Genomic DNA, 23073 nt, shown 5'->3' on the forward strand with positions numbered 1-23073 from the left:
ATTTTAAGTTTGAGCGTAAAATCTGGACATGGAGGATTGTCTTAGTATTATCTACACGAGAAGGAGTGTTAGAACGTACTCGGATAGGGAAATAGGCGATGAAGAAATATCCAAGATCCTCAAAGCTGCGATGCAGGCACCATCTGCCGGAAATGAGCAACCCTGGCACTTTGTCGTGGTAAAAGATAAAGAAAAACTGAAAAAGATGAGTGAGGCCTTCACATTTGGTCAGATGCTTCCGAACGCCGGTGCAGCCGTGGTTGTGTGCGCTGACCCCAAACTGTCTAAGTATCCGTACGAGATGTGGGTCCAGGACTGCAGTGCTGCGACCCAGAACATACTTCTGGCTGCGAGATGTCTGGGCATCGGCTCTGTGTGGCTGGGGGTGTATCCGAGAGAGGAAAGGATGGCTGCGTTGAGGAAACTGCTCGACATACCGGAAGATATTGTTGTTTTCAGCGTTGTCTCTCTCGGATATCCAAAATCCGAGAATGACTTTTTTGAGGCGAAGGAGAGATTCAATAAGGATAGGATCCACCACGAAAAGTGGTGATGTGCTTTTCAACCATCATTTTTTCAAAACTTAGAAAGACCATTTTCGGTTCAGGTATTTTCCTGTAGAATATCCCCTTTCCCACTGGATCTGTCCCCTTTGAGATGAGCTCACCGATTTTTCTATCCCGCTCGTAAATTTTTCCCTTATATTCTTTCAGTTTTTTGAGGATATTTTCGGTCCCCGAAACGATTGCACCATGGGAGGGTATTGCGATTTTAATTTCAAGCTTTTCCACGATCTTCTCCACGGTCTCGATTGATCTTACGAAGTCTCCAACATTGCAGTCCCTGCAACCATACCAGGGGCCGAAGGAAGTCAGATCGATATCTCCAAGGAAAATAACTGCATCATCAATAAGAAAGCAACAGTGACCTGCCGCATGTCCTGGGGTATGCAGGACCTCGATTTCCACACCCTGAAACTCGAATCTGTCTCCATCTTCAAATGCCACATCGACTCTACCAAATTCGAAGCTTATGAACATTCTGACTGCATCTCCTATTCCATACCGATCTCTGAACACCCCATAGTTTTCAATTGCCTCAACATCCAGATGGTGGGCCATAACTTTCTTTCCGATTTTGTTCATTGCGATGTGATCCTCATGCCAGTGAGAGTTCATAATACACTCGACATTCAGATTGTTTATCCGCTTTCCCGATCCGGAATCGATCAGGCAGCTTTTTCCAATCAGCAAACTGTTGCTGAACGGATATCTTCCCCTATTTTCTCCTTCAATAAAATAGACATTTCTGATAATTTCCATGCGTCAAATTGGAATAGTCTTATTAATCCTTTCCGTCATTCCGCATACAATGATTGCAGTGGTCAACTACGGTGTTGGCAACCTGAAAAGTATTGTGAAGGCAGTTGAATACGTTGGAGGGAAGGTCAGGGTTACGGATAATCCAGAAATTATCAAAGAGGCTTCAGCCGTAATTTTTCCGGGTGTCGGTGCTTTTAAGACGGCCATTGACAGACTTAACAGTATGATGGATGTCATCGACACACTTTCCGTTCCCGTTCTTGGGATATGTTTAGGAATGCAGCTTTTTGCAACTGAAAGTACGGAGGGCGGACTTTTCAAAGGTTTGAATTACATCCCGGGGAGGGTTGTCAGGTTTCCCAGTGACGTTGGGAAAGTCCCTCATATGGGATGGAACACTATTAAAATTAAAAGGAGAAGTGAGGTTTTAGATGGGGTGGAGAGTGGAAGTTACGTGTATTTTGTCCACTCCTATTACATGGAAACGGAAGACAGGTACGTATTGACCGAAACAGATTATGGAATAAACTTTGTTTCCGGTGTTGAAAAAGAAAACTACGTTGGCTTTCAATTCCATCCCGAAAAGAGTGGTAAAATCGGATTGAAGATTCTTGAGAACTTCGTGAGAATGGCAAAGCAATAGTTGATCAATCAAGATAACCGATAACTTAAAATACCTCCCTACTACCCTCTTAGGAGTCCGTAGGAGGCTTCGGCCGCTGGGACTACGGGGGTGGTTGAGTGATAGTGGATAAAGATAAGCTGGTAAAATCGATAGAAGAGGCAATTAAGAACGGAAAAGAAAGAAATTTCGTTGAGACTGTGGAGATGGCAGTAAATTTCAGGAACATAGATATGAAAAAACCGGAAAACAGAATTGACGCTGTGATAGCGTTGCCACATGGACTTGGCAAGCCCAGAAAAGTTGGAGTTTTTGCAAAAGGTGAAACTGCCTTGAAGGCAAAAGAAGCCGGGGCTGATGTGGTGATCACTCCAGAAGAAATAGACGAACTGGCCAAAAACAAGAGGCAGGGGAAGAAGCTTGCAAATTCAATGGACTTCTTCATCGCAGAAGCTCCGCTGATGCCGGATATAGGCAGAAAGCTCGGCCCAATTCTGGGACCGAGGGGCAAAATTCCCCAGCCAATACCACCGCTCTCCGATCCAAAACCGTTTATCGAAAGGCTGAGAAATTCAGTTAGAGTCAGGACAAGGGACAAAATGACGTTTCACGCTCCGATAGGTAGAAAAGACATGGATGTTGAGAAGCTCGCAGACAACGCACTCGAAATTTTAAAAGTCGTGGAGAACAAATACGACAATCCGAGTCAGGTTGTGAAATCCATTTATGTTAAAACCACAATGGGTCCGGCAGTGAGGGTGGTGTAAATGGCAGCGGTGAGAGGAACTCCCCCGCAGTATAAGGTGCAGACCGTTGAGGAACTGAAAAAGATGATCTCATCACGTCCAGTGGTGGCGATAGTAGGTTTCAGAAACGTTCCTGCAGGACAGATGCAGAAAATAAGGAGGGATTTCAGAGGTAAACTTCTGATGAGAGTCGTGAAAAACTCGCTGCTTGAGAGAGCGCTTGATGGTTTGGGTGGGGACTACCTGAAGCTTAAAGATTATTTGGGAGATCAGATTGCGATTATCGTTGCGGATGAGAATCCGTTCAGGCTTTTCAAAATGGTCGAGGAGACGAAGGTACCATCACCCCTGAAGCCTAATCAAGTTTCTCCTGTTGATGTGGTTGTTGAACAGGGCCCCACTCCCATTCCACCGGGCCCGTTGATGGCCGAACTCCAGATGGCAGGGCTTCCCGTGGCAATAGAGAAGGGAAAGGTTGTTGTAAAGACAACCACAACTGTGGTGAAGGCCGGAGAGGTTGTAAAGCCGGAAGTTGCAAGAGCTCTTGAGAGACTCGACGTCAGGCCAATAAAAATCGGTCTTGATGTGAAGGCAATCCTTGATTCAGGAGTAGTACTGACTCCCGATGTACTGGCAATTGATACCGAGAAGGTTTTGGAGGATTTCCAGAGAGCATATCAGATGGCATTGAATCTGGCCGTCAGCTCAGCATATGTCACTGAGGAGACTGCGGAGATACTGATAATGAAGGCATTCAGCGATGCGAGAAATCTGGCTCTGAATGCGGGAATATTTGCGAAGGGTGTGATGGAAGATCTGATTGCGAAGGCACATACAGAAATGCTTGCCCTCGCCTCAAATCTGCCTGAAGAAGCTCTTGATGATGAGTTAAAATCGGTTATTTCGGGTTTGGCCCAGGTCACGGAGCAGGTTACTCCGACGGCTGAAGAAGAGGTGGAGGAGGAGAAGGAAGAGGAAGAAGAAGAGGAAGAGGAGAAGGAAGAAGAGGCGATTGAGGGTTTAGGTGCTTTATTCGGTTAAAAGGAGGTGTTGGATATGGAGTACGTGTATGCGGCTCTCCTGCTACATTCCGCTGGTAAAGAAATAACAGAAGACAGCGTTAAGGCTGTGCTTGAGGCAGCAGGGGTTGAGGTGGACGAGGCCAGAGTCAAGGCTCTTGTAGCCGCTCTCGAAGGTGTAAACATCGACGAGGCGATACAGAAGGCTGCAATGCCAGTGGCAGTGGCATCCGCTCCGACTGCTGCAGCAGCAGCACCAGCGGAAGTAGCTGAAGAGGAGGCAAAAGAAGAGGAGGAAGAGGAAGAAGAGGCAAAGGAAGAAGAGGCAATCGAAGGTCTCGGAGCACTCTTCGGCTAAAATTTTTAAGATAAAAATTTTAAATTTTTAGATAGGGTTTAAATCTCAAATTTTCATTCTTTGTTTGTCCGCATTTTGGTGAAGTGGGTTATCTTCATTTCATTTTCTGGCGATGCTGATAACATGTGCTTGAGAAAATAATGTTCTGATGGAAGTTCGATAGAAAAGTATATATATACCTAATACTAAATTTTGTAACGAAAAGAGATAGGAGGTGTGTTGGATGGCTGAGTTGCCGATGGCACCGGTTGACAGATTGATTAGGAAGGCTGGGGCTGAGAGAGTAAGTGCAGATGCAGTGGAAAAAATGGTCGAAGTGCTTGAGGACTACGCAATGAGCGTTGCCAAGAAAGCAGTCGAAATTGCAAAGCACTCTGGCAGAAAGACCGTTACTGCTGACGACATCAAACTTGCTCTCTCGATGTAAACAGTTTTTATTTTAATTATATTTTTTAAGAAATTGGCTCAAAAGCTTTTTTGAACACATCCAAATGCTTTCCGGGTTTTGTGAGGAACTCCAGCTTCTCGATGTCTTTTGCCAGTGAGTACATGTTCCCCTCAACACCAAAAATGTTGACAGGTTTTGCGAATCTCAGTTCTGGAACTTCTCCGTAATTTTCATTCTTAACCCATTTGCCCTCTATGTAGTAGTAACATGCCCCCCTCTTTTCAGTGTACGGGTCATAAATCGACTTGAAATCTCTGCAAACCCAGTTTGCTGTGACAAGCTCTTTTTCAGTTGGATTGATTGTTACGTGCCCGTAGTTTGGTGGAATTATGACCACGTCTCCCTTCTTTGCAGGTATTGCAACCGCGTCAACGATTCTGTCATTTTCAGGTTTCTGTATCAGGAAAATAGCTTCCCCTTCCAGTACCTGATATACCTCCGGGTACGTGTATCCGTCCTCAGCCTCCGGGTGATAGTGTCCGTATGTCTTTATGCTTTCTCCCCCTATGTTGTTTGGAGGTATCACAGTGTAATCGTACCGCAATCCAACCTCTTCGATTCTTTTTCTGTCTTTTTCTGTTTTGTAGGAATCTCTGAACATGAAATAAGCGTCAAAGTCCTCTTTAAGTGCCTCTGGGAAGGCGAGGACCGGTTTCAAATCCGATGCTTTTCTAACCTCTGCGTTGAATTTTTTATCGCCAAAACTGAACTCCATGTCTGATTTTCCGGTACACTGTATTTAACACCTTTTGTGCTGCTTGAGCTGTAGATAAAGTTCAAGACCAAACCAGCTTTATACTCGACCTCCAACTTATTTTCGAATGCGCCTCAGGGACGTCTTTGTATCTGAGCTGAGGAGAAGGAATGTGAAGAGAGTAGGCACGAGGCTTAAAAAGGTGATGTCCTCATCAGACCCAGTAGCGAGGATGGCTCTGTATGTGGCAAATGGCAAAGCGCAGGTCTGCAGGAGCGATGGTGGATTGCGACACTCCTTCACTCTTGATGGACATTTTGTCAGCCTTCCACCACATGCCTACGTTGGAAGGTGTAAATCGGAGATCTTGCTTGGTAAAGAGGACCTGACCGGGTACCCGTTCCCCTTCCTTGTTGTGGATTGCAGGTTCTATGATGAACACTCGGAAAAGGAAAGGTGGAAGATAGATCTTCAGGTTAAACAGGCCCTAGGTGTGGTTAGAGAATACATGTGGGATGAGAAGCTTGTGGTTACCTACAGGGACTTCGGTTACGGCAACTACTGGCCCACGACTGAGGATTTTTTAAGAGAGCAAGAGATAGAAAGAGTCGTGCTTCTCGATCCAAACGGAGAGAGTCTCTTTGAGAAGACCGGCGCAAAATGCTTCGTAATTGGTGGGATAGTGGATAAATCCGGGAAGAAGAGAGGTTACACCTCGAAAATTGGCAGATCTCTTGAAAAGGATGGTTTTGACGTCGACTACAGAAGAATTGAATTGAGGGGCGATGTTATCGGTGTGCCGGACAGGATCAACCATATTGCCGAAATACTGCTCAGGGTGGAACTTGATGGTGAGGATGTTGAGAGTGCAGTAAAAGCAGTTCAGCCACCTCTTGTTGCCAAGTGGAGGTTGAGGAAGGAGCTGCACGAGAAAACATTCAGGGTGTGTGCTGGAGACAGAACTTTCAGAGTTGTGTCGAAGGATGAGTTCCACCGTTTTAAGGAATGGCTGAACATCAGAAAGCAGGATTTCTATGAGGTGTGCATGGAGCAGGGATTTTTTGTCGTATCGGGCAATGTGATCCGCCAAATAAAGGCCCTGGAGTGGGATGCAAGAAAGAGGTGTTTTAGGTTGGGTTGAACTCCCTTTTTAATGGAAAAGCAGTGATGTAACAAAACTGTTGGTCAGCCTAATTATTGTGAGGCAAAACAGAAAATTTTAAAACTTGCACCATTGGCACAATCCAGCATGTTTGGACTTCCGGCAGTAACATTCTGGTGCGTGGTGGTGACGGTATCGGTTCAGATTGCACTGCTGTTAATCTGGGGTCTGAGGTGGAGTGAGGTGAGCTGATGATTGTTCCACTGGTCGTTTTTGGACTGTATCTTGCTGCAATAGCAGTTATTGCCTATGTCGGAGCCAGAAGAACAAAAACTCTTGCAGATTTCATTGCTGCGAGCGGACAGCTTGGATTCTGGACGTACTGCCTGCTGATGATTGGAAGCGTTTTCAGCGGAATGACGCTAATCGGTGTTGCTGGACTGGCATTCACAACTGGCTGGGCAAATGTGTGGGAGAGGATCATCGGCCCACCCTTTGCCATTGCCTTTGGGACGATTATCATCGGCAAGAAGCTGTTCAACCTTAAAAGCGAGAACGGAATTCTGACAATTCAGGATTATCTTGCACATCGGTATGACGATCCCAGAGTGATGAGAATGCTTGCCGGGATCATATCTGCCATAACTTGCTTCGTTTACCTTATAGGACAGTACACAGCAATTGGTGTTGTGAGCCAGATTGTTCTCGGCATTCCTTACTGGGCTGGAGCAGCGATAGCGGCAATAATAGTTGTTGTTTATGTCATGAGCGGCGGGATGTTTTCAACCGCTTGGACAACCTTCCTGCAATCACTGCTTATGCTCCTCGGCATCTACCTAACCGTACCGATAATCATATCCTGGGTTGGCGGATTTGAGGCTATGAATCAGGCCCTTGTTGCGATGCCAGAGATTCAAAACGCAACACGAGGCGTCGCAAAAGATTTTCTCTTTGCACAATATCTCAGCAAACCTTTCGCTCCGGCGAATGTACCTCTTGCAGGCTGGTTCTACAATCTCACCCTCTTCGGTCTTACGGTTCCGCTCGGACTGATGGTTGCCCCTCACATTGTGAATAACATGCTCACTTTCAGGAAACTCAGCTACACGAGGTGGTCTCCCCTTGTCATGTATGTTGTCGGCTTTTCGGCAATAATGCTGACTGCCCTTGCAGGTATGGCGGCGAGAGTTGCATGGGCACGGGGAATGATTGAGATTCCCAGCCTCACACTCGGAGCAATAACTGTTAAGTGGTCTGACATGGCATATCCAACAATTGCCAGCAAAGCGCTACCTTACTGGCTATTCGTTCTCCTCCTTCCGACAATTCTTGCGGGTGTGATGTCAACAACCGACAGACTGATTCTGACAGCAGCAAACAACATCAGCTACGATGTCCTCAGGAATGCAATCGGCAAGAAAATCTCTGACAGAACTGTGAAGCGGGTGAACATGCTGATCATACCTCTCATAGGCTTTGGATCACTTGTCGTCGCTCTGTATCCGCAACAGCTTCTCGCATGGTTCGTATGGGCTGCTTTATCGCTGATGCTGAACTGTTTCTTCTTCCCGATAGTGCTTGGCCTGTACTGGAAGAAAATGAGCAGAAACGCCGCAAGGTGGAGCATGGTCGTTGGTTTCGTCATAACAATTACAACCTTCGCCGTTTTCGGAAAAACCGTTTTTGTTGCAGGGATTCCATCGTACTCCGTCCTTCCCGGATTCATTGCCGCCCTTCTGACGTCCCTAACCATCTCCATAATTGACGGTAGAAGCTGAAGGTTTGAGGAATGTGACGCCTATGCCGGACAGAATTACGGCCATGTAAATATATGCATCAGCGCTCAGGGTTTGATTGAGAAAGATGGCTGCGAGAATAGCTGCCCCAACAGCCTCACCTATAACGCTTGCAGTTACCGGCAGAACTTCCATTTTTCTCAGTACGTAATTCAGCAGTGTATGGCCGATCAGCATTGGGATCAAAGCCAGCAAACCGAAAAAAATCCACGTTCTGGGTGGGTAGCCGAATATCGGTGTTGAGGTAAACAGACAGGCGATAAAGGCAAATATTGCTGCCGAAGAGTATGTTACAAGTATGTAGGAAGGAAAATCTATGTTTCTGGCAAATCTGGCAGAGGCAAAGTAGTATCCACCAGCCACAGCTCCGACCAGGGCAAAGATGATACCGTAAGAATCTGTCCTGGTATCTGCACCGCTCAGGAAGTAAACACCGGTCATGGCAATGAGAACTCCAATGATCTGGTTTTTTCTGGGTTTTTCACCCCAGAGATAGGCAAAAAGACCTGAAAAAAGGGAGTGTGTGCAAACTATCGTTGTGCTGACGGCGATTGATGCATGGAAAAGAGATTCAATCCAGAAAGAAAAGTGGAGTGCCAGGGCAAAACCGGCAAGAATGGGCATGGCGGATAGATGTATTCTCCGTGGCCTGTAAATGAGAATGAGTATTGGAATTGAGATAGCGAGTCTCCAGAATGCAGCCACAACCCCCGGAGCAGAGGCCAGAAAGGCAAAAATCGCAGCAGATGATACTGCAAGAACTGCAGTGAAAAGCAGAACAGTGTAAATCATCAGAAGGTCAACCCGCTCAACCTTTCAAGTTCCTCCTTGATCTTTTTCGCCCTCTCCCGGGTTCTTTCGGTTAGCCACCTCAGTTCCGGAGATCTTCTGTCTATCTCTTCAAGACGCCTCATGAAATCTTCAAAACTTCCTTCTCTATCTCCGACTGCCAGATTGTCCGAAAAGCTTACTATTTTTTCCTCCAGAGTTTGAGGTATATAGTTTTTTGGCTCTAAACCAAGTTTTTCTGCTTCCTCAGCACTAAGACCAGCGCTGAAGTGCCTTTCAGCAATCCTGACGACTCTTTCATCCATATTCTCTGTTCTGAGAATTTCTGCAGATTTTATGAAATGCATAAATGGATCGTGGGTAACCGCCCTTCCAATATCGTGCAGCAGTGCACCTTTAAGTAGCAACTTCGTGTCAACATGATGCCCGTTCTGTTTTATCCGTTCTGCTATCTTCATTGATATTTTCGCCACCGTAATGCAGTGTCTTCTGACCGACTCCTCAAGACCGTATCTGTCCCATATCTCCACGACATCAGGTGGAATCTCCATGCTGCCTCTTCTGCTCAGATTTTATCAAGGTTTTGCTCTCTGGAAAGGGAAAAGCTAATCACCCAGCAGACATCTTGCAATGCGACTGCTGTACAGACATTCACTGCATGAGGGTTTGTTGGCATAGCAGTCAACGTTTTTCTCGGCGAACCAGCAACCCTCAACATATGGACAATCGGCGCACCATGGAAAGTTTTCCATCTTCTCCCTTATTGAATCAAACTGTTCAAGATTTTCTTCTATTTCATCGATATCCTGAATCTTCAAGTCCCCAATGCTGAAAGGCTCAATTACCTTGTAATGTCCGTTTACGAACTCCTGATGAGCATATGCAAAACTCATGCAACTCGAGACGATACCATCAGCCCTTACGAATATTGAGCCCTCGTAGGGACACTTTCTTGACTTTGAATTGCCGAAAAATTCGGGTGGGGAAAACATGACGCCATATTCCTTTGCGATATCCCTCATTCTGTCAAACACCTCTTCTGCCTCAAATGCCCTCTCAATCCTGTCTCCTGAGCTGAAAATACCGAGAAGGTTGATCGAATATCCTTCAGAGTAAACCCGATCCAGCAGGTTGCGATATCTTGATAAAGCCCTCCCACCACCTTTTGAGCAGTCCCTTATTGCCTCAACGAGGATTTTCTCGTCCATATCCATTACAAGCTCCACATTTCTCCTGCTACCTTCGAAGTAAACAACATCCTCGTAAATCACGGGATCGGGAGCAATCACATTCGTTGCGATTAAACCCGAACCGTGGCAGGCAATCCTTTCAAAAAAATCCGGGAGGCCTTTGAGGTTGTTTGCAGTAACAACGATCTCTGCAATACCCTTTTCTCCGAGTTTTTGCAGATTTTTCATTGCTGTTTCAACCGTCAGTCCCCTTCTAAAACGATCGTCAAGATCGACAGAAACCCCCACCATGTCGGCGATCTCCATAACACCATCGAGATCGAACATACCGTTGGTGCTGATTATTATACGCCCGTTCAGCGATTCAACCATTCTCTCAAACTCGGGAAAAAGGAAGGGTTCCCCATACCCGTAAATCACATACTCCTTTGCCACTCCGTTGATCTTTTCGAAAACCTCTGTCTGCATATCTACCGCTGGTATAGACCTGCGGTGGCAGTATTCGCAGTTCAGATTGCAGAAAGTTGTGGGTTCTATCTGTATCTTCTTCATCCTCCACCTGCAACTGGTGGAAAAACCGATATTCTTGCATTTTCAGGTAGTTTTTCTATCATCTCATCCTTTATGTTTCTGCCGTTTACCGTTATTATCCTGTCCCCTCTGAAGTTGCCATCCTCGTCAAAGATCTCTCTCAGGAATTCCTCGCCCAGCTTTTTCGATGCGGCAAGAAAAGCTCCTCTCAGAGTGCCGTCACACTCGATTTCTACTGACTTTCCGTATTTCTCTCTGAGGGTTGCGTACAGCTCGATCCTCACTTTCACAAAAAAACTGGTTTTTGAGAGTTAAAAGTCTTCCCCGATGGCCTTAACAGCAAGGGTCACATTTTTTCCAAGATGATCTTTGCAGTGGAAAATCCAGACGGGAGTGTAGTACTCCTGCCTCTTGCCGAAACCGGCGGCAAAATATCCAAGTTCAACATCCGTGATTTTCAGTTTCAGCTTACCCATCGGTTTCATCACGACTTCTCCCTTTACCAGCCTATCGAAAGCTTCCTTAGCCGGAATTATCTTCGCTTTTCCGGCATACTCCAACTTCCTCCAGATTTTGGTGAGGTCAACGATTTCGCCGTTATCACCGATATAAACAACTATCTTTCCTCCCGGACCGATGACGGGCATTCCATCAACGTATCTTTTGAAAGTAACCCTTATGAGAGTCGGTTTCCTGTCAGCGATCTTTCCCGTATCTGTGTTGATAACTTCAGCGTATTCGATTTGAACTTTCGATAGCACGGCGTCTTCCGGCAAACCTCCATATTTCTCCAAAGCTTTCATCGCAAACCTGACGGCATCCTCCTCCGACGGCAGATTGTACCTGATTCTGCCGTAGTCCGGAGAGCTGTTTCCAATCCCTTCAATGCTCTCATCGCCAACCACCCTGTAGAGATTTACCTCTGCTGGGGATTCTGGCAGCGCTGTTTTAAGCTCTATTTCGCCAACTGGACTGAGAATGACAGAGTTACCGGAAGCATGCATTCTCAGAAAAACTGCAGACAGTGCAGTCACCAGAATCAGCAGAAGGACGAATTCTCTTTTCATATCACTAACACCCCCAGTGGTAGTGGTAAACGTAGTTGTCATCCGGATACTCATCTGGAGCAACGAATCCATGACTCCACAGGTGATCGTTTATCTGCATCAATATACACTGAAGCTTCAACATCACTCCCGAATGTTTCAATTGTTGCCTTTTTGTAAGCATCGAAGATCTTCCAGTTTTTGTGTACTGCATACTCAAAAAACCTCTCTGGAAGGTCAGGGTTGATATACGTTACCGTTTCGAAACCCAGGAGCATGTGGGAATACTTTAAGGCTGCAGCCCAGTTGAGATCTTCCAGTACATAACAACTCTGAAAAACAATATTTAGATCCCATTTTCTTTCTGCCATCCATGAGTCAACTTTTCTATCAGGATTCCAGATAGAGTAGTCGTAGAGGGCGATGTCCCCATCATTCGTCAGGCATGTAACCCATGGCCCACATGCCAGTGGAAGTCAGACTCATCAAGTCCCTGCCAGCCGGAGTCAAGAATTCCAAAGTTTTCTCTATCTACAGACGAATCCTTATGATAAAATTTCTGTATCCATCCGTCCTCAGTACCAAGCCAGTACTGGACTTTATTTGCGACTTGAGTTCCAAAAGGCGTTAGATCGTCCAACGACGTGTAGTCTTCAATATTCGTTATGGAATAGCTATATGCGACGACTGCCGATTGAGCTATGCAGACTGCCAATAATAGAATTGCACATTTTCTCACACCTTCAGCCTGTATCATGCAGTTCCATGCTATGATAAAACATAAAAATTTTGTGATTTGATATCATACGATTATGAAAAAAATCGTGAGACACGTCTGCGAAAAGTTAAATGAAGAGGCTTCAGGGTGATCAATGCCTGCTGGCGGTCAGGTTTTGGCTGGATACAACAGTATCCAGAACACTGCCCTTCCCCGTCAATCTCAGCGTTTCCTCGATTTCAGCCCTTACTTTTAAAAAATAACGATTAACAAACCATAAAAACCTTTATATTTTCTGAGAAGCATCTCACTTTTGAGAAAATGCTGGAGGTTCTCAAGTCCCTGGCCCTCATGAACGCATCGAGGAAGGTTGTAAAGGTGAGTTCGAAAGAGCTTGCTGAGAGGATCGGTCAGAGTTTGCAAACGGCGGCGAGAAAACTCAAGGAACTGGAGGAGGAGGGTTTGATAGATCGCACCCTGACCAGAGATGGACAGTTCGTTGTGATAACTGAGAAGGGGAAGCAGGTTTTGTACAGGGAGTATATGGATTACAGGAAGATTTTTGAAGGAGAGGAGAGCATAAAGATCAGAGGGGAGGTTTTCAGCGGTGTTGGTGAGGGAAGATACTACGTTTCTCTTGAGGGATATAGAGAGCAGTTTAAGAAAAAACTCGGCTTCGATCCGTACCCCGGAACTCTCAATCTCAGAATACCGAAAGAGGAGATGTACTTCCGCAGGAGGCTTGATGAGGAGAATGGAATACTGATTGAGGGTTTCAAAACGGAAGACAGGACATTCGGCGAGGTTAAGGCCTTCAGGTGCAGGATCGATGGCGTGGAGGGGGCGGTTGTAATTCCGAAGAGGACGCACTACCCGTCGGAAATTCTTGAAGTAATTGCTCCCACGAGGTTGAGAGATAAGCTGGGGATAAGAGATGGAGATATGGTGGAGGTGGAGGTGCTGTTATGATACTGGATTTTGATGAGTCTCTGAAGGCATTCAGAAGGGGCTCTCCAGTTCTGATATATGACTTCGAAGATAGAGAGGGTGAGACCGACATCGCCATACCAGCGATTCATGTTGGCCCTGATGAGGTTGCAATGATGAGAATCGACGGCGGTGGACTGATTTGCGTTGCAATTCACCCTGTTGCAGCGGAAAAACTCGGTCTTCCTTTCATGCACGATGTTCTGAGAGTTGCGAGTGAAAAGATGCCCGAAATAAAGAGGGTGGCAGATGCGGATGACATCCGGTACGATTCGAGGAGTTCGTTTTCTCTCTGGGTAAACCACAGAGACACTTTTACCGGTATCACCGACGTTGACAGGTCCTTGACGATAAGAAGGGTTGGTGAAGTTGTTGATGAGGTTATGATGGGTAGGAAGGTTGATTTTGGCAGCGAGTTCAGAAGCCCCGGGCATGTTGCTCTGCTGAGAGCGGCGGACAATCTGACCTATGAAAGGGTTGGGCAGACGGAACTGAGCGTCGCTCTTGCAGAGATGGCCGGAATTTCTCCAGCAGTGGCGATATGTGAGATGCTGGATGCTGAAACTGGCAGGGCGCTTACAAAAGAAAAGGCCATGGAGTATGCTGAGGAGAGAGGGATACCGTTTATAGATGGAAAAACGATAGTGGAAAGATATAGAAAATTCAGAGAGGTAGAGGTCAGCCTGTTCATCTAACATTTTCGTTATATTTTCTGCACTGAATACGGTGGTTCTAATCCTATCCGGCAATTCTTGCCCGGTTAATCACCTTTTAGGATTTTTGAGAAGATCTGCGGATAAAGGGTGGTTACCGAAACCTGAATCACTGCATCCATTTATGGATATGTGCTGTCTCACCGCAATTGGCCATCCATTGGCAATATAAGCTTTGTGACCATATATCTTGAAATATGATAATTTAAATATTTTCCTAAAATATGGTCACAAAATACTTAATCCGTAAACGATTTGAGGTGAAATATGAGAGTGAGCATCTATAGGGCTACAGGCTGGAATTACGCTCTTGACAACATAAAAAGCATAACAAAAGATGTGATGAAAGAGACTGCCGGATACGTTAAGGGTATGATTGGATATACTCTGTTCACGTGATAGCATGAGCAGAACGAAAAAAGCCCTTCTGGCATTTCTGTTCGTATCTGCAATTCTTTTCGGATCTGCATGTTTCGTTTACGTATGGCTTACAGGCCCCTTCGGGCCACCGGAGTATGTGAGTGCGGCTATCTACCTGCTACCCGGTAACGTTTCACCTGAGAAGCTGCCTCCCTACTCCTACCCATCTCCGGTGGAGAACGTCACCGACGTAACGGTTATTCTGCCGGTAGTTTACGTTAAGGACAAACCCCTCTACGAATATATCCCGATAAGGGGTGAGTACCGGATCGTAAACACCGAACACGGCAAAATGCTGAAGATACACGCTTACAGCGGACTTTTGTGCAGTGGTCTGGAAGATGTGGCGGTGGTGGAGATAAATAAAGAAGTGAGGATATCCCCGTCAGAGATTGCAGGAGAGAGGGTGAGCGGAAACAATCCGGTTATCAGGGTGGTGAACTACACCGTTCCCGTCTACACCTCCGAAAACGTGACGGTGGTGGTAAGCATAACCACGTGCTCCGGTATATCACTCTTTGGTCCGGTCTGGAAGGGAAAGAAGTACTCGGGATGCAGGTATGATGAGATCGTTACAACCGGTAAGGGCTGGAGAATTGCGAAGGGGACTGCGAGAGTGGAGATGTATTTCAGAAAGCACTGGTACGATCTTTAGGATGTTTAAGTTTGGAATTTTGATACCTTCTGTCCATAATCCTGTCCTGAAAAGTAAAGTTGGATGGGAAACTTTTAATATTTTAAACTGACCACCGGAAAATCATGAAATTTGAGAGTGATGAGGTCAAGCTCATTTTCAAGGAGAGAGCGGTTGAAATCCTGATGACGATTTATTCAGAAAATCTTGCAGGAAAGGACGTTTACATTCAATATATAGCGAGCAGAGTAAACAGCCCACATAGCTATGTATGGTTATTGGTTAAGAAATTTGAGGAGGCTGGACTGGTGGATTGCGAAATTGAAGGTAGAACCAAAATTATAAGACTTACGGATAAAGGATCGAAAGTTGTCGAGCACATACTGGAGATTGCAAAAGAATTAACAAAATAAAATGCAATTTAAATTGTATAGATTTTTAAAAGTATAAAATTCATTACACAATTTATCCTAGAAAATCTTTTAAAAATTACTAATTTAAAACGTTAAAATTTGAGGAGGGTCAGAATGTTGCCGAGTTTAACAAGAAGGAATTTTATGAAACTCGTTGCTGCTCTCGGTGCATCTACTTTTCTGAGCGTTTACAAGGCAGATATTGTAAAGGCATTGAGTGCAGAAAAGGATTACTGGCACATATGCTGGCTAAATGGCGCAGCCTGTACAGGATGCACGATTTCTTTTGCTCAGGCATCGAATCCTGATATCGTTCAAATCCTGACGGAGATCACAGTGGGCACGTCTGGATTGCCGATAGCACTGCCGGATTACATGGAAACAATACATCCCGCATCCGGCAGTCTGGCAGAGAGTTTAAAGGAGAGGTGGAAAGAGGGAAGCAAAGGGAAGAGGATACTGATTGTCGAAGGGGCAGTTCAGGATCCTGGATTCTGCGTAATTGCAGGAAAGGACTTTAGAGATCATGTGAGAGAAGCAGCAGAGGTTGCAGATGCGATTGTTGCTGTTGGACAGTGTGCCACTTACGGAGGAATTCCTGCAGCGAGGCCAAACCCAACAAACGCCATGGGACTCTCTGAATTCCTAAAAGAGGAGGGTGTGGACAAGCCTGTAATCAATCTCCCGCTCTGTCCGGCAAACGGTGAACACATCGTTGTTGTTCTCTCGGGCGTAATCATGGGCGTTGTACCCGAACTTGATGAATATGGCCGACCCAAACCGCTGTTCGGTACAAACATGCATGAGGAACTCTGTCCGTACAGACCATACTACGACAGAGGAATTTTCATAGAGGAACCCGGAAACGGGGAGGGTTGCAGGTATAAAATCGGCTGTAAGGGGCCAGTTACATACACAGACTGTCCGTCGAGAAGGTGGAACGGCAGAGTCAGTTACTGTGTTGAAGCTGGTGCACCCTGCATTGGATGTTCAGAGCCGGGATGGCCGGATAAGTTTTCTCCGTTCTACAGAGAACTTTCATCACTGCCAACGGTGTTCGGAATAGACCCTGCAACTTTTGGTGGTGGAATTTTCGCCGCAACCGCTGCAGGCATAGGTGTGCATGCCATTAGGAGAAAACTCAGAGGTGATTCCGATGAGCAAAGTGGTGATTGATCCTGTAACGAGAATTGAGGGACATCTGAGAGTTGAGATGGCCACCAGGAAAATTGAAACGTCAACCGGAAAGTGGGATATAGTTGATAAAGCGTACTGCAGTGGAACGCTATTTAGAGGGTGGGAGACAATTTTGAGAGGAAGGGATCCGAGAGATGCCTGGATTATCACCCAGAGAATATGCGGAGTTTGCCCTGCACCACACGGGGAGACATCCATTCAGGCAATAGAGGCTGCTTATGGTGTCACCCCCACTCCGACGGCGATTCTTATGAGAAACATTCTGCACGGAGCATACTACATTTACGATCACATTATCCACACGTACATACTTGTAGGTCCTGAGCTTGGCGTTGTTGCCAAGTATCCACCGATGGTACCCCCGGCACTCGGTAAGGACGGGGTTGCGAAGCTCGGTCTTGGATCGAGTTATGTGCAGGCCCTTGAAATTCAGAGAAAGGCCAACGAAATCGTCGCATTATGGGGTGGGAAGTTCCCGCACCACCAGAGCGAGTATCCCGGTGGAATGGCCGTAAAGCCGACAGATGACAGGATAGCATCAACAATGGCAAGAATGTTTGAGATATGGAGATGGGTTGCAGAGGTGATGGTGGGAGATTTCAGGAATCTGCTGGAGGCCAACAAAAAGGTTGGGGAAGCCGTAAGCTCTCTTCTTGACCTAAAGTTCAGAGGATTACAGGATATTGGTGCATCCACCGGATATTTCCTGAGCTATGGTCTGTTTCCGGATCATGAGAACTACGATGACTGGTTATCACTGCTCGACAGTCCGGGAAGGAGGAAAAGTGCGGTGATATATGCCGGAGCATGGGATGGAAGTGCAAAACCGTTTGACCTGTCCAAAATTGCAGAATACGTGAAATACTCCTGGTACGACAACGAGAGCGGACTGAACCCGAAGGATGAAGATGCACCAAAGCCGAACAAGAACAAAGCCGGAGCGTATTCATGGCTAAAAGCTCCGAGATACGAGGGGAAGGTTTACGAAGTTGGACCACTGGCAAGAATGCTGAATACTTTCGGTACTAGATGGAAGATACCCATAAGAAATCCGGTCACGGGTGAGGACCGCGGCTATTTCGAGTACACCGTCCAGAATCCGAAAGGGTCTGTTGTGGACAGAGTGGCTGCGAGAGTTGCCCTCACAATCATCACAGCTCAGAAAATGTTTGAATGGTTGCTTGCCCTTAAGGAATACAGAAATGAAAAGGTAACAAACTACAAGAGCAATCCAAAAGAAGGAGAAGGATTCGGTCTGTGGGAGGCTCCGAGAGGCGCATTGCTTCACTACATCAACATCAGGGATCACAAGATTGCAAACTATCAGTGCGTAGTGCCGAGCACGTGGAATCTCAGCCCGAGAGATGATTTCAATCAGCCCGGCCCTGTGGAGACCGCCCTTACTGGAACATGGTTGCCGAATGCAACGGTTCCGGAAGTGTGTGATCTTATATACCCCGATGCAGATGTTGATCTCTCTCCTTTCGGACTTTCGAAGGTAACATGGGGTAAGGCCCTTGCTGCAGCTCTCACTCCACTCGGTCTGGCAGAACTGAATGTCGAGAGAGTGAATGGGACAATATACAATACATCTCTCGCTCTGCTTGTCGTCAGAAGCTTTGATCCCTGCATTGCGTGTGCTGTACATGTGGTGAGGTAACATGTGCAAGAAATGCAGCACGGTAAAGGTGGAGAGGCATTCAAAGTTCGTCAGAAGCTGCCACTGGGGGATAGTGGTAACGGGAATCGTAACAGGCCTGACAGGATTGCAGTTGGCAAACCTGTTTGGCATCAACTTTTTTGACGATGCCTACGCTCTGCACATAAGAATGAGCTTCATCTTTGCTGGACTCTGGGCGCTGTTCATTTACTTCAGTCTTTTGGAGGAGTGGAAGTGGCTTAAACCGAGCAGAATACCGTACAGTATTAAATTCGTGATGGAAGAAGCTGTTGCGTGGGTGAAAGGAGGACATGTGGATGATCCAAGAGCGTACGACCCGAGAAGAAAAGAATACGTTGAAAAAATAATACCCAGTCAGGTTCTTGTGTGGTGGACGTACCTGTTGCTCACGGCAATCATTGGATTGACGGGCCTGGCAATGCTGGCACCCGACACATTCAAACCAGTATTCGGTTTTGCATCGGCGATAGCGCCACTGTTCGGAACGGAAAATGCCTACGCATTCGTAAGGGCGGTGCATAAATTTACGATGTTTCTGTATGCAACCGTAATGATAACCCATGCTTACGCAGCAACGATATTTGGAACGCTATCGTCAATGATCAATGGAATACGGAGGGAGAAGGTTGTCTCGGAGAGTACTGGTGCTGGGAGTGGGCAACCTGCTGATGGGTGATGACGGCATAGGTATAAGGGTCGTCAGAGAGCTGATGAATCGCAGATTGCCGAAAGGCGTGGATATCGTTGAGGGAGGCACTTTAAGCTTCCAGCTTGTCAATTTTTTCAGCGAATACGACCTTGTAATCGTCGTGGATGCTGTTAACTTTGGAGGCAGACCGGGTAGAATATACAAACTCACTCTGGATGACGTTCCTGTAAAAATCACAGGGTCTGTACACGATGTTGATGTTTTCACAGCCTGTAAGGTCCTCAGAATGGCCTGCGAACTTCCACCTGTAATCATTATTGGAGTCGAGGTAAAGAGAATTCAGGAGTTTGCGGAACTCTCCCCCGAGTTAGCCCTGGTGGTGAGGAAGGTTGTTAAAAAAATTCTGAGGATGATCACTCCCTCATCAGGTAGAAGAGGGAGGATCCGTAGAAGGCGAGTCCGACGATTAACGCAATCTCCCACATGAAAGTTAGTGAACATATTAATTTATTAGTTTTTCTTGTCTGAAATTTGCACGAATTTTCATACAAATATTAACAATTACAAAATAACATGCATTTTAATTTGATAAAAAATTTATAATCGTTCCAATCAACTTGAATTAAGATGAAAATTGGTGTGTACATCTGTCACTGCGGAGAGAACATCTCAGCCACCGTAGATGTGGACGAACTTATGGAATACGCCGGAAAATTTGAAAAAGTTTCGGTGGTTCGCGACCACATCTTCATGTGTTCGGAACTCGCTCAGGAAATGATTCGGAGGGATATCAAGTCTGGAAGAGTGGATCGGGTCGTTATTGCCGCATGCACTCCCCGAAACCATGAAAGGTTTTTTCGATCAACGCTCGAAAGTGCGGGAATTTCCAGGTACATGCTTGAAATCGCAAACATAAGGGAGCAGTGTAGCTGGGTTCACGGTGATGGGACTGAGAAAGCTAAGAAAATTCTTGCCGCTGCAATTGCAAAGGCAGAAAATCTTGCGCCTCTGAATGACATGAAGTTTGACGTTGAAAAAAGCGTTCTTGTTATTGGTGGTGGAGTTGCCGGCATCGTTGCATCGCTGGAGCTGGCGAAAATTGGTTACAGGGTCTTTCTGGTTGAAAGAGAAGCATCTATAGGCGGAAAGATGATGAAATTTGACAGAATATTTCCAATGAACGATTGCTCTTCGTGCATTCTGTACCCTCTGATTTCCGAAGTTTCATCGCATCCCCTTATAGAACTAATAACGTATGCCGAGGTGGAGGATGTAAGCGGTTCCGTGGGAAGTTTCGAGGTAAGGGTCAGAAAAAAGCAGACGTATGTGGACTGGGAAAAGTGCATAGGATGTGGAGCTTGCGTTGATGCATGCCCTCCCAGAGCATCAAAGCCGGACGAGTTTAACGAGGGATTGAGCAGGAGAAAAGCAATGTACATCGCCTCTCCATTTGCCGTTCCAAGAAAGGCAGTCCACGATCCCGAAGTGTGTGTTAACTGTGGTAAAAAAGTTTTTGGAACCCGCAGATTTCTCAGAGGTGGAAAAGAGTATCTCACGCCATGCGAAAAGGCCTGTCCTACTGGTGCAATAAACAGGTCGATAAAGTGGGACCCTGAAGGTGAAACGATAGAGCTGAAGGTTGGTGCAATAATTGTTGCCGTTGGTTACAGGGTTATGGAGAAGTCTAACTTTAAGGAATACCTTCCCCACTCTCCCAACGTCATAACTGCCCTGCAGTTTGAGAGGATTTTATCTCCAACAGGTCCGACAGAAGGAAAGATTCGAAGACCTTCCGACATGAAAAAGCCCGGAACGATCTCCTTCATATCGTGTGTTGGCAGCAGGGATGAAAGATACCATACCTACTGCTCGAAGGTATGCTGCATGTACATGCTCAAACAGGCGAGATTGATCAAAGAGAGGGAGCCAGATATCGATGTTTACATACATTTTATAGATGTGAGGGCTCCGGGTAAAGAACTGGAGGAGTACTACACGTATTCCAGGCAGTTGGGTATAAAGATAATAAGGGGAAAGGTGGGGGGAATTGAAGAGCTGTCAGACGGAAGATTGAGGGTTATGGGGTTTGATGCAGACATAGGTGTGCCTGTGGAGGTAGAAGCTGACCTTGTTGTTCTGGCTACCGCCATAGAACTTGATGATGATGCCAGAGCACTCGTCAAAAAACTCGGAATTTCTCTGGACACTTCCGGATTTATAAGGGAGGATCATCCGAAGCTGAGGTCTGTGGAAAGCTGGCTGAGTGGCATCTTTATCGCTGGATGCTGTCAGGGTCCAAAAGATATTTCGGAAACCGTTGCTCAGGCTAAAGCTGCCGCTGCGGCTGCAGCAGGGGTAATCTCGCAGGATGAAATCAAAACAGAACCTTTCTTAGCGGTTGTGAATGAGTCTCTTTGCAGCGGATGCGGCATATGCACATCAGCCTGTCCGTATGATGCAGTAGTGGTTGAGGATGTGGCGAGAGTTGATTTAAGGAGATGCCGGGGATGCGGGTTGTGCTCAGCTTCATGTCCCGCAAATGCCATCGATCTGTCCGGGTTCACCCGGGAACAGTTAATGTCGCAGGTGGTGAGGATTTCATGAAAGTTGTGAAGTTACCCAAAATTGACGGGGATCCGGTTGAGGAGGTTTCAAAGTTTGGTGGTGAGGGAATAAAAAAGTGTATCCAGTGTGGAGCCTGCATGTCTGTGTGCCCTGTTGCAATGGCCGGATTCAACTATCCGAACAAAAAGCTGTTCAAGCTCATAATTCTGGGTCAGAGGAGGGAGATACTTTACGATCCATCTCCATGGGCCTGTGTGGCATGTGGGAGATGCATAGAGGTGTGCACAAGAGATGTGAATCCATTCTCAGTATACTTTGCTTTCAGAAGAATTCAGACAAGGGAGTTTTCAGTACCGTCTGTTGCTGAAGAGGCATTGAGGAATCTGTACGAGACTGGTTATGCGGTTACAGGGAATGCGAACATCAGAAAGGAGCTCGGTCTTCCTGAAGTCAAATTTGCATTAAACAACGGGGAGGCTCTGAAGGAAATAAGATGTATAATTGAATCGACTGAAATAATGCAGCTCGGCATACTTCCGCGGAGGGAGATGTTTTGAAATACGCTCTTTATCTCGGGTGTCAGATACCCTTCCTGAGGCCGGATTTAGAGGTTGCCATTCGAGAAGTCTCTCTGGCTCTCGGGATTGAACTCGTTGACCTAGAAGGATACTCCTGCTGCCCCACATGGATTTCAGTTCCTTCCTACGACATTGAGGCGTGGCTCGCCTTATCTGCCAGAAACATAGCACTGGCGGAGGAGAAAAACCTGGACATGGTTGTGGGATGTAACAACTGCTACAGCGTTCTCAACCACGCAAGATACATGCTGAAAGATGAGAAGTGGAGGGAAAAGACTAACAGAATACTATCGAAGGTGGGTAGAGTTTACAGAGGTAGCAGCAAGGTTCTCCACATTATCCACATCCTTGAAAGTGTTGAAAAGAAGATAAAAAAGAGTCTGAAGTATGATCTTAAAGGTCTGACGGTTGCGGTACAGCCGGGTTGTCATACACTCTGGCCTGAGAGGGTGATGGACATACGGGAGGAGAACCCGTTTTACCCAAAGAAGCTGAGGGAGCTTGTTGAAATTCTCGGTGCAAGCGCACCTCACTACAGCAGAATGGAATTTTGCTGCGGTATGGGGTCGATGAAAACCATAGATTATGAGAGGTCTCTTGAATTCGTCCTTGAAAAGCTGAAATCGATGAAGGAGGAAATCGACCCCGATATGATCGTCACAGCCTGTTCTTCCTGCTACATTCAGCTTGATGAGGCCCAGCAAAAACTTGAGAGGGACGGTAAGATAGACTTCAAAATTCCCGTTTTCTACTATCCTCAAATTCTGGCAGTATGTATGGGCTTTGACGTATCCAAGGTTGCGAGGTTCAGCTCCATTCCGAAGGATGAGATAATCAGGAGGATTGTTGGGTGAT

General features: G+C 46.3%; 29 protein-coding genes. 20 read left to right on the top strand and 9 right to left on the bottom strand.

The window, feature by feature from the left end; all coding sequences use genetic code 11:
- Window positions 1-28 precede the first annotated feature (28 nt).
- On the top strand, window positions 29-553 hold the full coding sequence (locus JFQ59_RS07575; RefSeq protein WP_202319815.1) for a nitroreductase family protein: 525 nt from the start codon (window positions 29-31) through the stop codon (window positions 551-553).
- Here JFQ59_RS07575 and JFQ59_RS07580 read toward each other — a convergent pair.
- Entirely contained in the window at window positions 519-1322 is an 804-nt protein-coding gene (locus JFQ59_RS07580) for an MBL fold metallo-hydrolase (protein WP_202319816.1), read from the bottom strand. The genes JFQ59_RS07575 and JFQ59_RS07580 overlap by 35 nt on opposite strands.
- Window positions 1323-1371: 49 nt before the next feature.
- On the opposite strand from JFQ59_RS07580, the gene hisH reads away from it, so the two are divergent.
- From hisH to JFQ59_RS07605, 5 genes are all read left to right on the top strand, one after another.
- Entirely contained in the window at window positions 1372-1965 is a 594-nt protein-coding gene (hisH, locus tag JFQ59_RS07585) for an imidazole glycerol phosphate synthase subunit HisH (RefSeq protein WP_202319817.1), read from the top strand.
- 98 nt (window positions 1966-2063) lie between these two features.
- Entirely contained in the window at window positions 2064-2711 is a 648-nt protein-coding gene (locus JFQ59_RS07590; RefSeq protein WP_202319818.1) for a 50S ribosomal protein L1, read from the top strand.
- Entirely contained in the window at window positions 2712-3731 is a 1020-nt protein-coding gene (locus JFQ59_RS07595) for a 50S ribosomal protein L10 (RefSeq protein WP_202319819.1), read from the top strand.
- A 15-nt stretch (window positions 3732-3746) separates the two neighbouring features.
- A complete protein-coding gene (rpl12p, locus tag JFQ59_RS07600; RefSeq protein ID WP_202319820.1) occupies window positions 3747-4067 on the top strand; it encodes a 50S ribosomal protein P1 in 321 nt (106 codons plus the stop codon).
- A 223-nt stretch (window positions 4068-4290) separates the two neighbouring features.
- Complete coding sequence (locus tag JFQ59_RS07605; RefSeq protein ID WP_202319821.1) at window positions 4291-4494, top strand: histone family protein; 204 nt, start codon at window positions 4291-4293, stop codon at window positions 4492-4494.
- Window positions 4495-4519: 25 nt separating this feature from the next.
- On the opposite strand, the gene JFQ59_RS07610 is transcribed toward JFQ59_RS07605, so the two are convergent.
- Window positions 4520-5230 (bottom strand): glucose-6-phosphate isomerase family protein, encoded by a 711-nt coding sequence (locus JFQ59_RS07610; protein WP_202319822.1) that lies wholly within the window; start codon window positions 5228-5230, stop codon window positions 4520-4522.
- A 106-nt stretch (window positions 5231-5336) separates the two neighbouring features.
- On the opposite strand from JFQ59_RS07610, the gene JFQ59_RS07615 reads away from it, so the two are divergent.
- Together JFQ59_RS07615 and JFQ59_RS07620 are read left to right on the top strand one after the other, a co-directional pair.
- Window positions 5337-6350 carry a tRNA (guanine-N1)-methyltransferase gene (locus JFQ59_RS07615; protein WP_202319823.1) on the top strand — a complete coding sequence of 338 codons (1014 nt, stop codon included), beginning with the start codon at window positions 5337-5339 and terminating at the stop codon, window positions 6348-6350.
- A 212-nt stretch (window positions 6351-6562) separates the two neighbouring features.
- On the top strand, window positions 6563-8089 hold the full coding sequence (locus tag JFQ59_RS07620) for a sodium:solute symporter family protein (RefSeq protein WP_202319824.1): 1527 nt from the start codon (window positions 6563-6565) through the stop codon (window positions 8087-8089).
- On the opposite strand, the gene JFQ59_RS07625 is transcribed toward JFQ59_RS07620, so the two are convergent.
- The 7 genes from JFQ59_RS07625 to JFQ59_RS07655 all read right to left on the bottom strand — a co-directional run bounded on the left by JFQ59_RS07625 (window position 8057) and on the right by JFQ59_RS07655 (window position 12420).
- Window positions 8057-8899 (bottom strand): DMT family transporter, encoded by an 843-nt coding sequence (locus JFQ59_RS07625; RefSeq protein ID WP_202319825.1) that lies wholly within the window; start codon window positions 8897-8899, stop codon window positions 8057-8059. The two genes, JFQ59_RS07620 and JFQ59_RS07625, sit on opposite strands and share 33 nt — an antisense overlap.
- The gene (locus tag JFQ59_RS07630) at window positions 8899-9447 is read right to left on the bottom strand and encodes a TIGR00295 family protein (protein ID WP_202319826.1); all 549 of its coding nucleotides are present in this window, start codon (window positions 9445-9447) and stop codon (window positions 8899-8901) included. Before JFQ59_RS07630 ends, JFQ59_RS07625 begins: the two co-directional genes overlap by 1 nt.
- 54 nt (window positions 9448-9501) lie before the next feature.
- Window positions 9502-10638, bottom strand: coding sequence for a radical SAM/SPASM domain-containing protein (locus JFQ59_RS07635; RefSeq protein WP_202319827.1), 1137 nt, complete (start codon window positions 10636-10638; stop codon window positions 9502-9504).
- Complete coding sequence (locus JFQ59_RS07640; RefSeq protein ID WP_202319828.1) at window positions 10635-10907, bottom strand: MoaD family protein; 273 nt, start codon at window positions 10905-10907, stop codon at window positions 10635-10637. Before JFQ59_RS07640 ends, JFQ59_RS07635 begins: the two co-directional genes overlap by 4 nt.
- A 21-nt stretch (window positions 10908-10928) precedes the next feature.
- Window positions 10929-11684 (bottom strand): two-component system regulatory protein YycI, encoded by a 756-nt coding sequence (locus JFQ59_RS07645; protein ID WP_202319829.1) that lies wholly within the window; start codon window positions 11682-11684, stop codon window positions 10929-10931.
- A gap of 50 nt (window positions 11685-11734) precedes the next feature.
- Window positions 11735-12034 (bottom strand): DUF6345 domain-containing protein, encoded by a 300-nt coding sequence (locus tag JFQ59_RS07650; protein WP_202319830.1) that lies wholly within the window; start codon window positions 12032-12034, stop codon window positions 11735-11737.
- 68 nt (window positions 12035-12102) lie between these two features.
- A complete protein-coding gene (locus JFQ59_RS07655) occupies window positions 12103-12420 on the bottom strand; it encodes a hypothetical protein (protein ID WP_202319831.1) in 318 nt (105 codons plus the stop codon).
- Window positions 12421-12702: 282 nt separating this feature from the next.
- Here JFQ59_RS07655 and JFQ59_RS07660 point away from each other — a divergent pair, with 282 nt between their 5' ends.
- From JFQ59_RS07660 to JFQ59_RS07710, 12 genes are all read left to right on the top strand, one after another.
- Entirely contained in the window at window positions 12703-13350 is a 648-nt protein-coding gene (locus JFQ59_RS07660) for a winged helix-turn-helix domain-containing protein/riboflavin kinase (RefSeq protein WP_202319832.1), read from the top strand.
- Complete coding sequence (ribB, locus tag JFQ59_RS07665; RefSeq protein ID WP_202319833.1) at window positions 13347-14063, top strand: 3,4-dihydroxy-2-butanone-4-phosphate synthase; 717 nt, start codon at window positions 13347-13349, stop codon at window positions 14061-14063. Before JFQ59_RS07660 ends, ribB begins: the two co-directional genes overlap by 4 nt.
- Before the next feature lie 285 nt (window positions 14064-14348).
- Window positions 14349-14480 (top strand): hypothetical protein, encoded by a 132-nt coding sequence (locus tag JFQ59_RS12575; RefSeq protein WP_269140571.1) that lies wholly within the window; start codon window positions 14349-14351, stop codon window positions 14478-14480.
- Window positions 14481-14484: 4 nt separating this feature from the next.
- Complete coding sequence (locus tag JFQ59_RS07670) at window positions 14485-15156, top strand: hypothetical protein (RefSeq protein ID WP_202319834.1); 672 nt, start codon at window positions 14485-14487, stop codon at window positions 15154-15156.
- Window positions 15157-15260: 104 nt separating this feature from the next.
- The gene (locus tag JFQ59_RS07675; protein ID WP_202319835.1) at window positions 15261-15548 is read left to right on the top strand and encodes a helix-turn-helix domain-containing protein; all 288 of its coding nucleotides are present in this window, start codon (window positions 15261-15263) and stop codon (window positions 15546-15548) included.
- A 114-nt stretch (window positions 15549-15662) separates the two neighbouring features.
- The gene (locus JFQ59_RS07680; protein WP_202319862.1) at window positions 15663-16724 is read left to right on the top strand and encodes a hydrogenase small subunit; all 1062 of its coding nucleotides are present in this window, start codon (window positions 15663-15665) and stop codon (window positions 16722-16724) included.
- Window positions 16705-18405: a nickel-dependent hydrogenase large subunit gene (locus JFQ59_RS07685; RefSeq protein ID WP_202319836.1), complete on the top strand. Its 1701-nt coding sequence runs from the start codon at window positions 16705-16707 to the stop codon at window positions 18403-18405. Before JFQ59_RS07680 ends, JFQ59_RS07685 begins: the two co-directional genes overlap by 20 nt.
- Before the next feature lies 1 nt (window position 18406).
- A complete protein-coding gene (locus tag JFQ59_RS07690; RefSeq protein WP_202319837.1) occupies window positions 18407-19102 on the top strand; it encodes a cytochrome b/b6 domain-containing protein in 696 nt (231 codons plus the stop codon).
- Entirely contained in the window at window positions 19071-19562 is a 492-nt protein-coding gene (locus JFQ59_RS07695) for a hydrogenase maturation protease (RefSeq protein ID WP_202319838.1), read from the top strand. Before JFQ59_RS07690 ends, JFQ59_RS07695 begins: the two co-directional genes overlap by 32 nt.
- Window positions 19563-19702: 140 nt before the next feature.
- Window positions 19703-21679, top strand: a complete 1977-nt coding sequence (locus JFQ59_RS07700) for a CoB--CoM heterodisulfide reductase iron-sulfur subunit A family protein (RefSeq protein WP_202319839.1) — start codon at window positions 19703-19705, stop codon at window positions 21677-21679.
- Window positions 21676-22197 (top strand): 4Fe-4S dicluster domain-containing protein, encoded by a 522-nt coding sequence (locus JFQ59_RS07705; protein WP_202319840.1) that lies wholly within the window; start codon window positions 21676-21678, stop codon window positions 22195-22197. Before JFQ59_RS07700 ends, JFQ59_RS07705 begins: the two co-directional genes overlap by 4 nt.
- On the top strand, window positions 22194-23072 hold the full coding sequence (locus JFQ59_RS07710) for a CoB--CoM heterodisulfide reductase iron-sulfur subunit B family protein (protein ID WP_202319841.1): 879 nt from the start codon (window positions 22194-22196) through the stop codon (window positions 23070-23072). The genes JFQ59_RS07705 and JFQ59_RS07710 overlap by 4 nt, the downstream gene beginning before the upstream one ends.
- Window position 23073: the final 1 nt, after the last annotated feature.

Source organism: Archaeoglobus neptunius, assembly GCF_016757965.1.
Taxonomy (GTDB): Archaea; Halobacteriota; Archaeoglobi; order Archaeoglobales; family Archaeoglobaceae; genus Archaeoglobus; species Archaeoglobus neptunius.

Bases quoted from the DNA above. Each gene is read 5' to 3' on its own strand.
- JFQ59_RS07700 (WP_202319839.1), top strand. From the start codon at position 19,703: ATGAAAATTGGTGTGTACATCTGTCACTGCGGAGAGAACATCTCAGCC.
- JFQ59_RS07580 (WP_202319816.1), bottom strand. From the start codon at position 1,322: ATGGAAATTATCAGAAATGTCTATTTTATTGAAGGAGAAAATAGGGGA.
- JFQ59_RS07605 (WP_202319821.1), top strand. From the start codon at position 4,291: ATGGCTGAGTTGCCGATGGCACCGGTTGACAGATTGATTAGGAAGGCT.
- hisH (WP_202319817.1), top strand. From the start codon at position 1,372: ATGATTGCAGTGGTCAACTACGGTGTTGGCAACCTGAAAAGTATTGTG.
- JFQ59_RS07625 (WP_202319825.1), bottom strand. From the start codon at position 8,899: ATGATTTACACTGTTCTGCTTTTCACTGCAGTTCTTGCAGTATCATCT.
- ribB (WP_202319833.1), top strand. From the start codon at position 13,347: ATGATACTGGATTTTGATGAGTCTCTGAAGGCATTCAGAAGGGGCTCT.
- rpl12p (WP_202319820.1), top strand. From the start codon at position 3,747: ATGGAGTACGTGTATGCGGCTCTCCTGCTACATTCCGCTGGTAAAGAA.
- JFQ59_RS07595 (WP_202319819.1), top strand. From the start codon at position 2,712: ATGGCAGCGGTGAGAGGAACTCCCCCGCAGTATAAGGTGCAGACCGTT.
- JFQ59_RS07660 (WP_202319832.1), top strand. From the start codon at position 12,703: ATGCTGGAGGTTCTCAAGTCCCTGGCCCTCATGAACGCATCGAGGAAG.
- JFQ59_RS07635 (WP_202319827.1), bottom strand. From the start codon at position 10,638: ATGAAGAAGATACAGATAGAACCCACAACTTTCTGCAATCTGAACTGC.
- JFQ59_RS07645 (WP_202319829.1), bottom strand. From the start codon at position 11,684: ATGAAAAGAGAATTCGTCCTTCTGCTGATTCTGGTGACTGCACTGTCT.
- JFQ59_RS07705 (WP_202319840.1), top strand. From the start codon at position 21,676: ATGAAAGTTGTGAAGTTACCCAAAATTGACGGGGATCCGGTTGAGGAG.
- JFQ59_RS12575 (WP_269140571.1), top strand. From the start codon at position 14,349: ATGAGAGTGAGCATCTATAGGGCTACAGGCTGGAATTACGCTCTTGAC.
- JFQ59_RS07685 (WP_202319836.1), top strand. From the start codon at position 16,705: ATGAGCAAAGTGGTGATTGATCCTGTAACGAGAATTGAGGGACATCTG.
- JFQ59_RS07630 (WP_202319826.1), bottom strand. From the start codon at position 9,447: ATGGAGATTCCACCTGATGTCGTGGAGATATGGGACAGATACGGTCTT.
- JFQ59_RS07655 (WP_202319831.1), bottom strand. From the start codon at position 12,420: ATGATACAGGCTGAAGGTGTGAGAAAATGTGCAATTCTATTATTGGCA.
- JFQ59_RS07650 (WP_202319830.1), bottom strand. From the start codon at position 12,034: ATGGCAGAAAGAAAATGGGATCTAAATATTGTTTTTCAGAGTTGTTAT.
- JFQ59_RS07690 (WP_202319837.1), top strand. From the start codon at position 18,407: ATGTGCAAGAAATGCAGCACGGTAAAGGTGGAGAGGCATTCAAAGTTC.
- JFQ59_RS07575 (WP_202319815.1), top strand. From the start codon at position 29: ATGGAGGATTGTCTTAGTATTATCTACACGAGAAGGAGTGTTAGAACG.
- JFQ59_RS07620 (WP_202319824.1), top strand. From the start codon at position 6,563: ATGATTGTTCCACTGGTCGTTTTTGGACTGTATCTTGCTGCAATAGCA.
- JFQ59_RS07670 (WP_202319834.1), top strand. From the start codon at position 14,485: ATGAGCAGAACGAAAAAAGCCCTTCTGGCATTTCTGTTCGTATCTGCA.
- JFQ59_RS07680 (WP_202319862.1), top strand. From the start codon at position 15,663: ATGTTGCCGAGTTTAACAAGAAGGAATTTTATGAAACTCGTTGCTGCT.
- JFQ59_RS07675 (WP_202319835.1), top strand. From the start codon at position 15,261: ATGAAATTTGAGAGTGATGAGGTCAAGCTCATTTTCAAGGAGAGAGCG.
- JFQ59_RS07615 (WP_202319823.1), top strand. From the start codon at position 5,337: ATGCGCCTCAGGGACGTCTTTGTATCTGAGCTGAGGAGAAGGAATGTG.
- JFQ59_RS07610 (WP_202319822.1), bottom strand. From the start codon at position 5,230: ATGGAGTTCAGTTTTGGCGATAAAAAATTCAACGCAGAGGTTAGAAAA.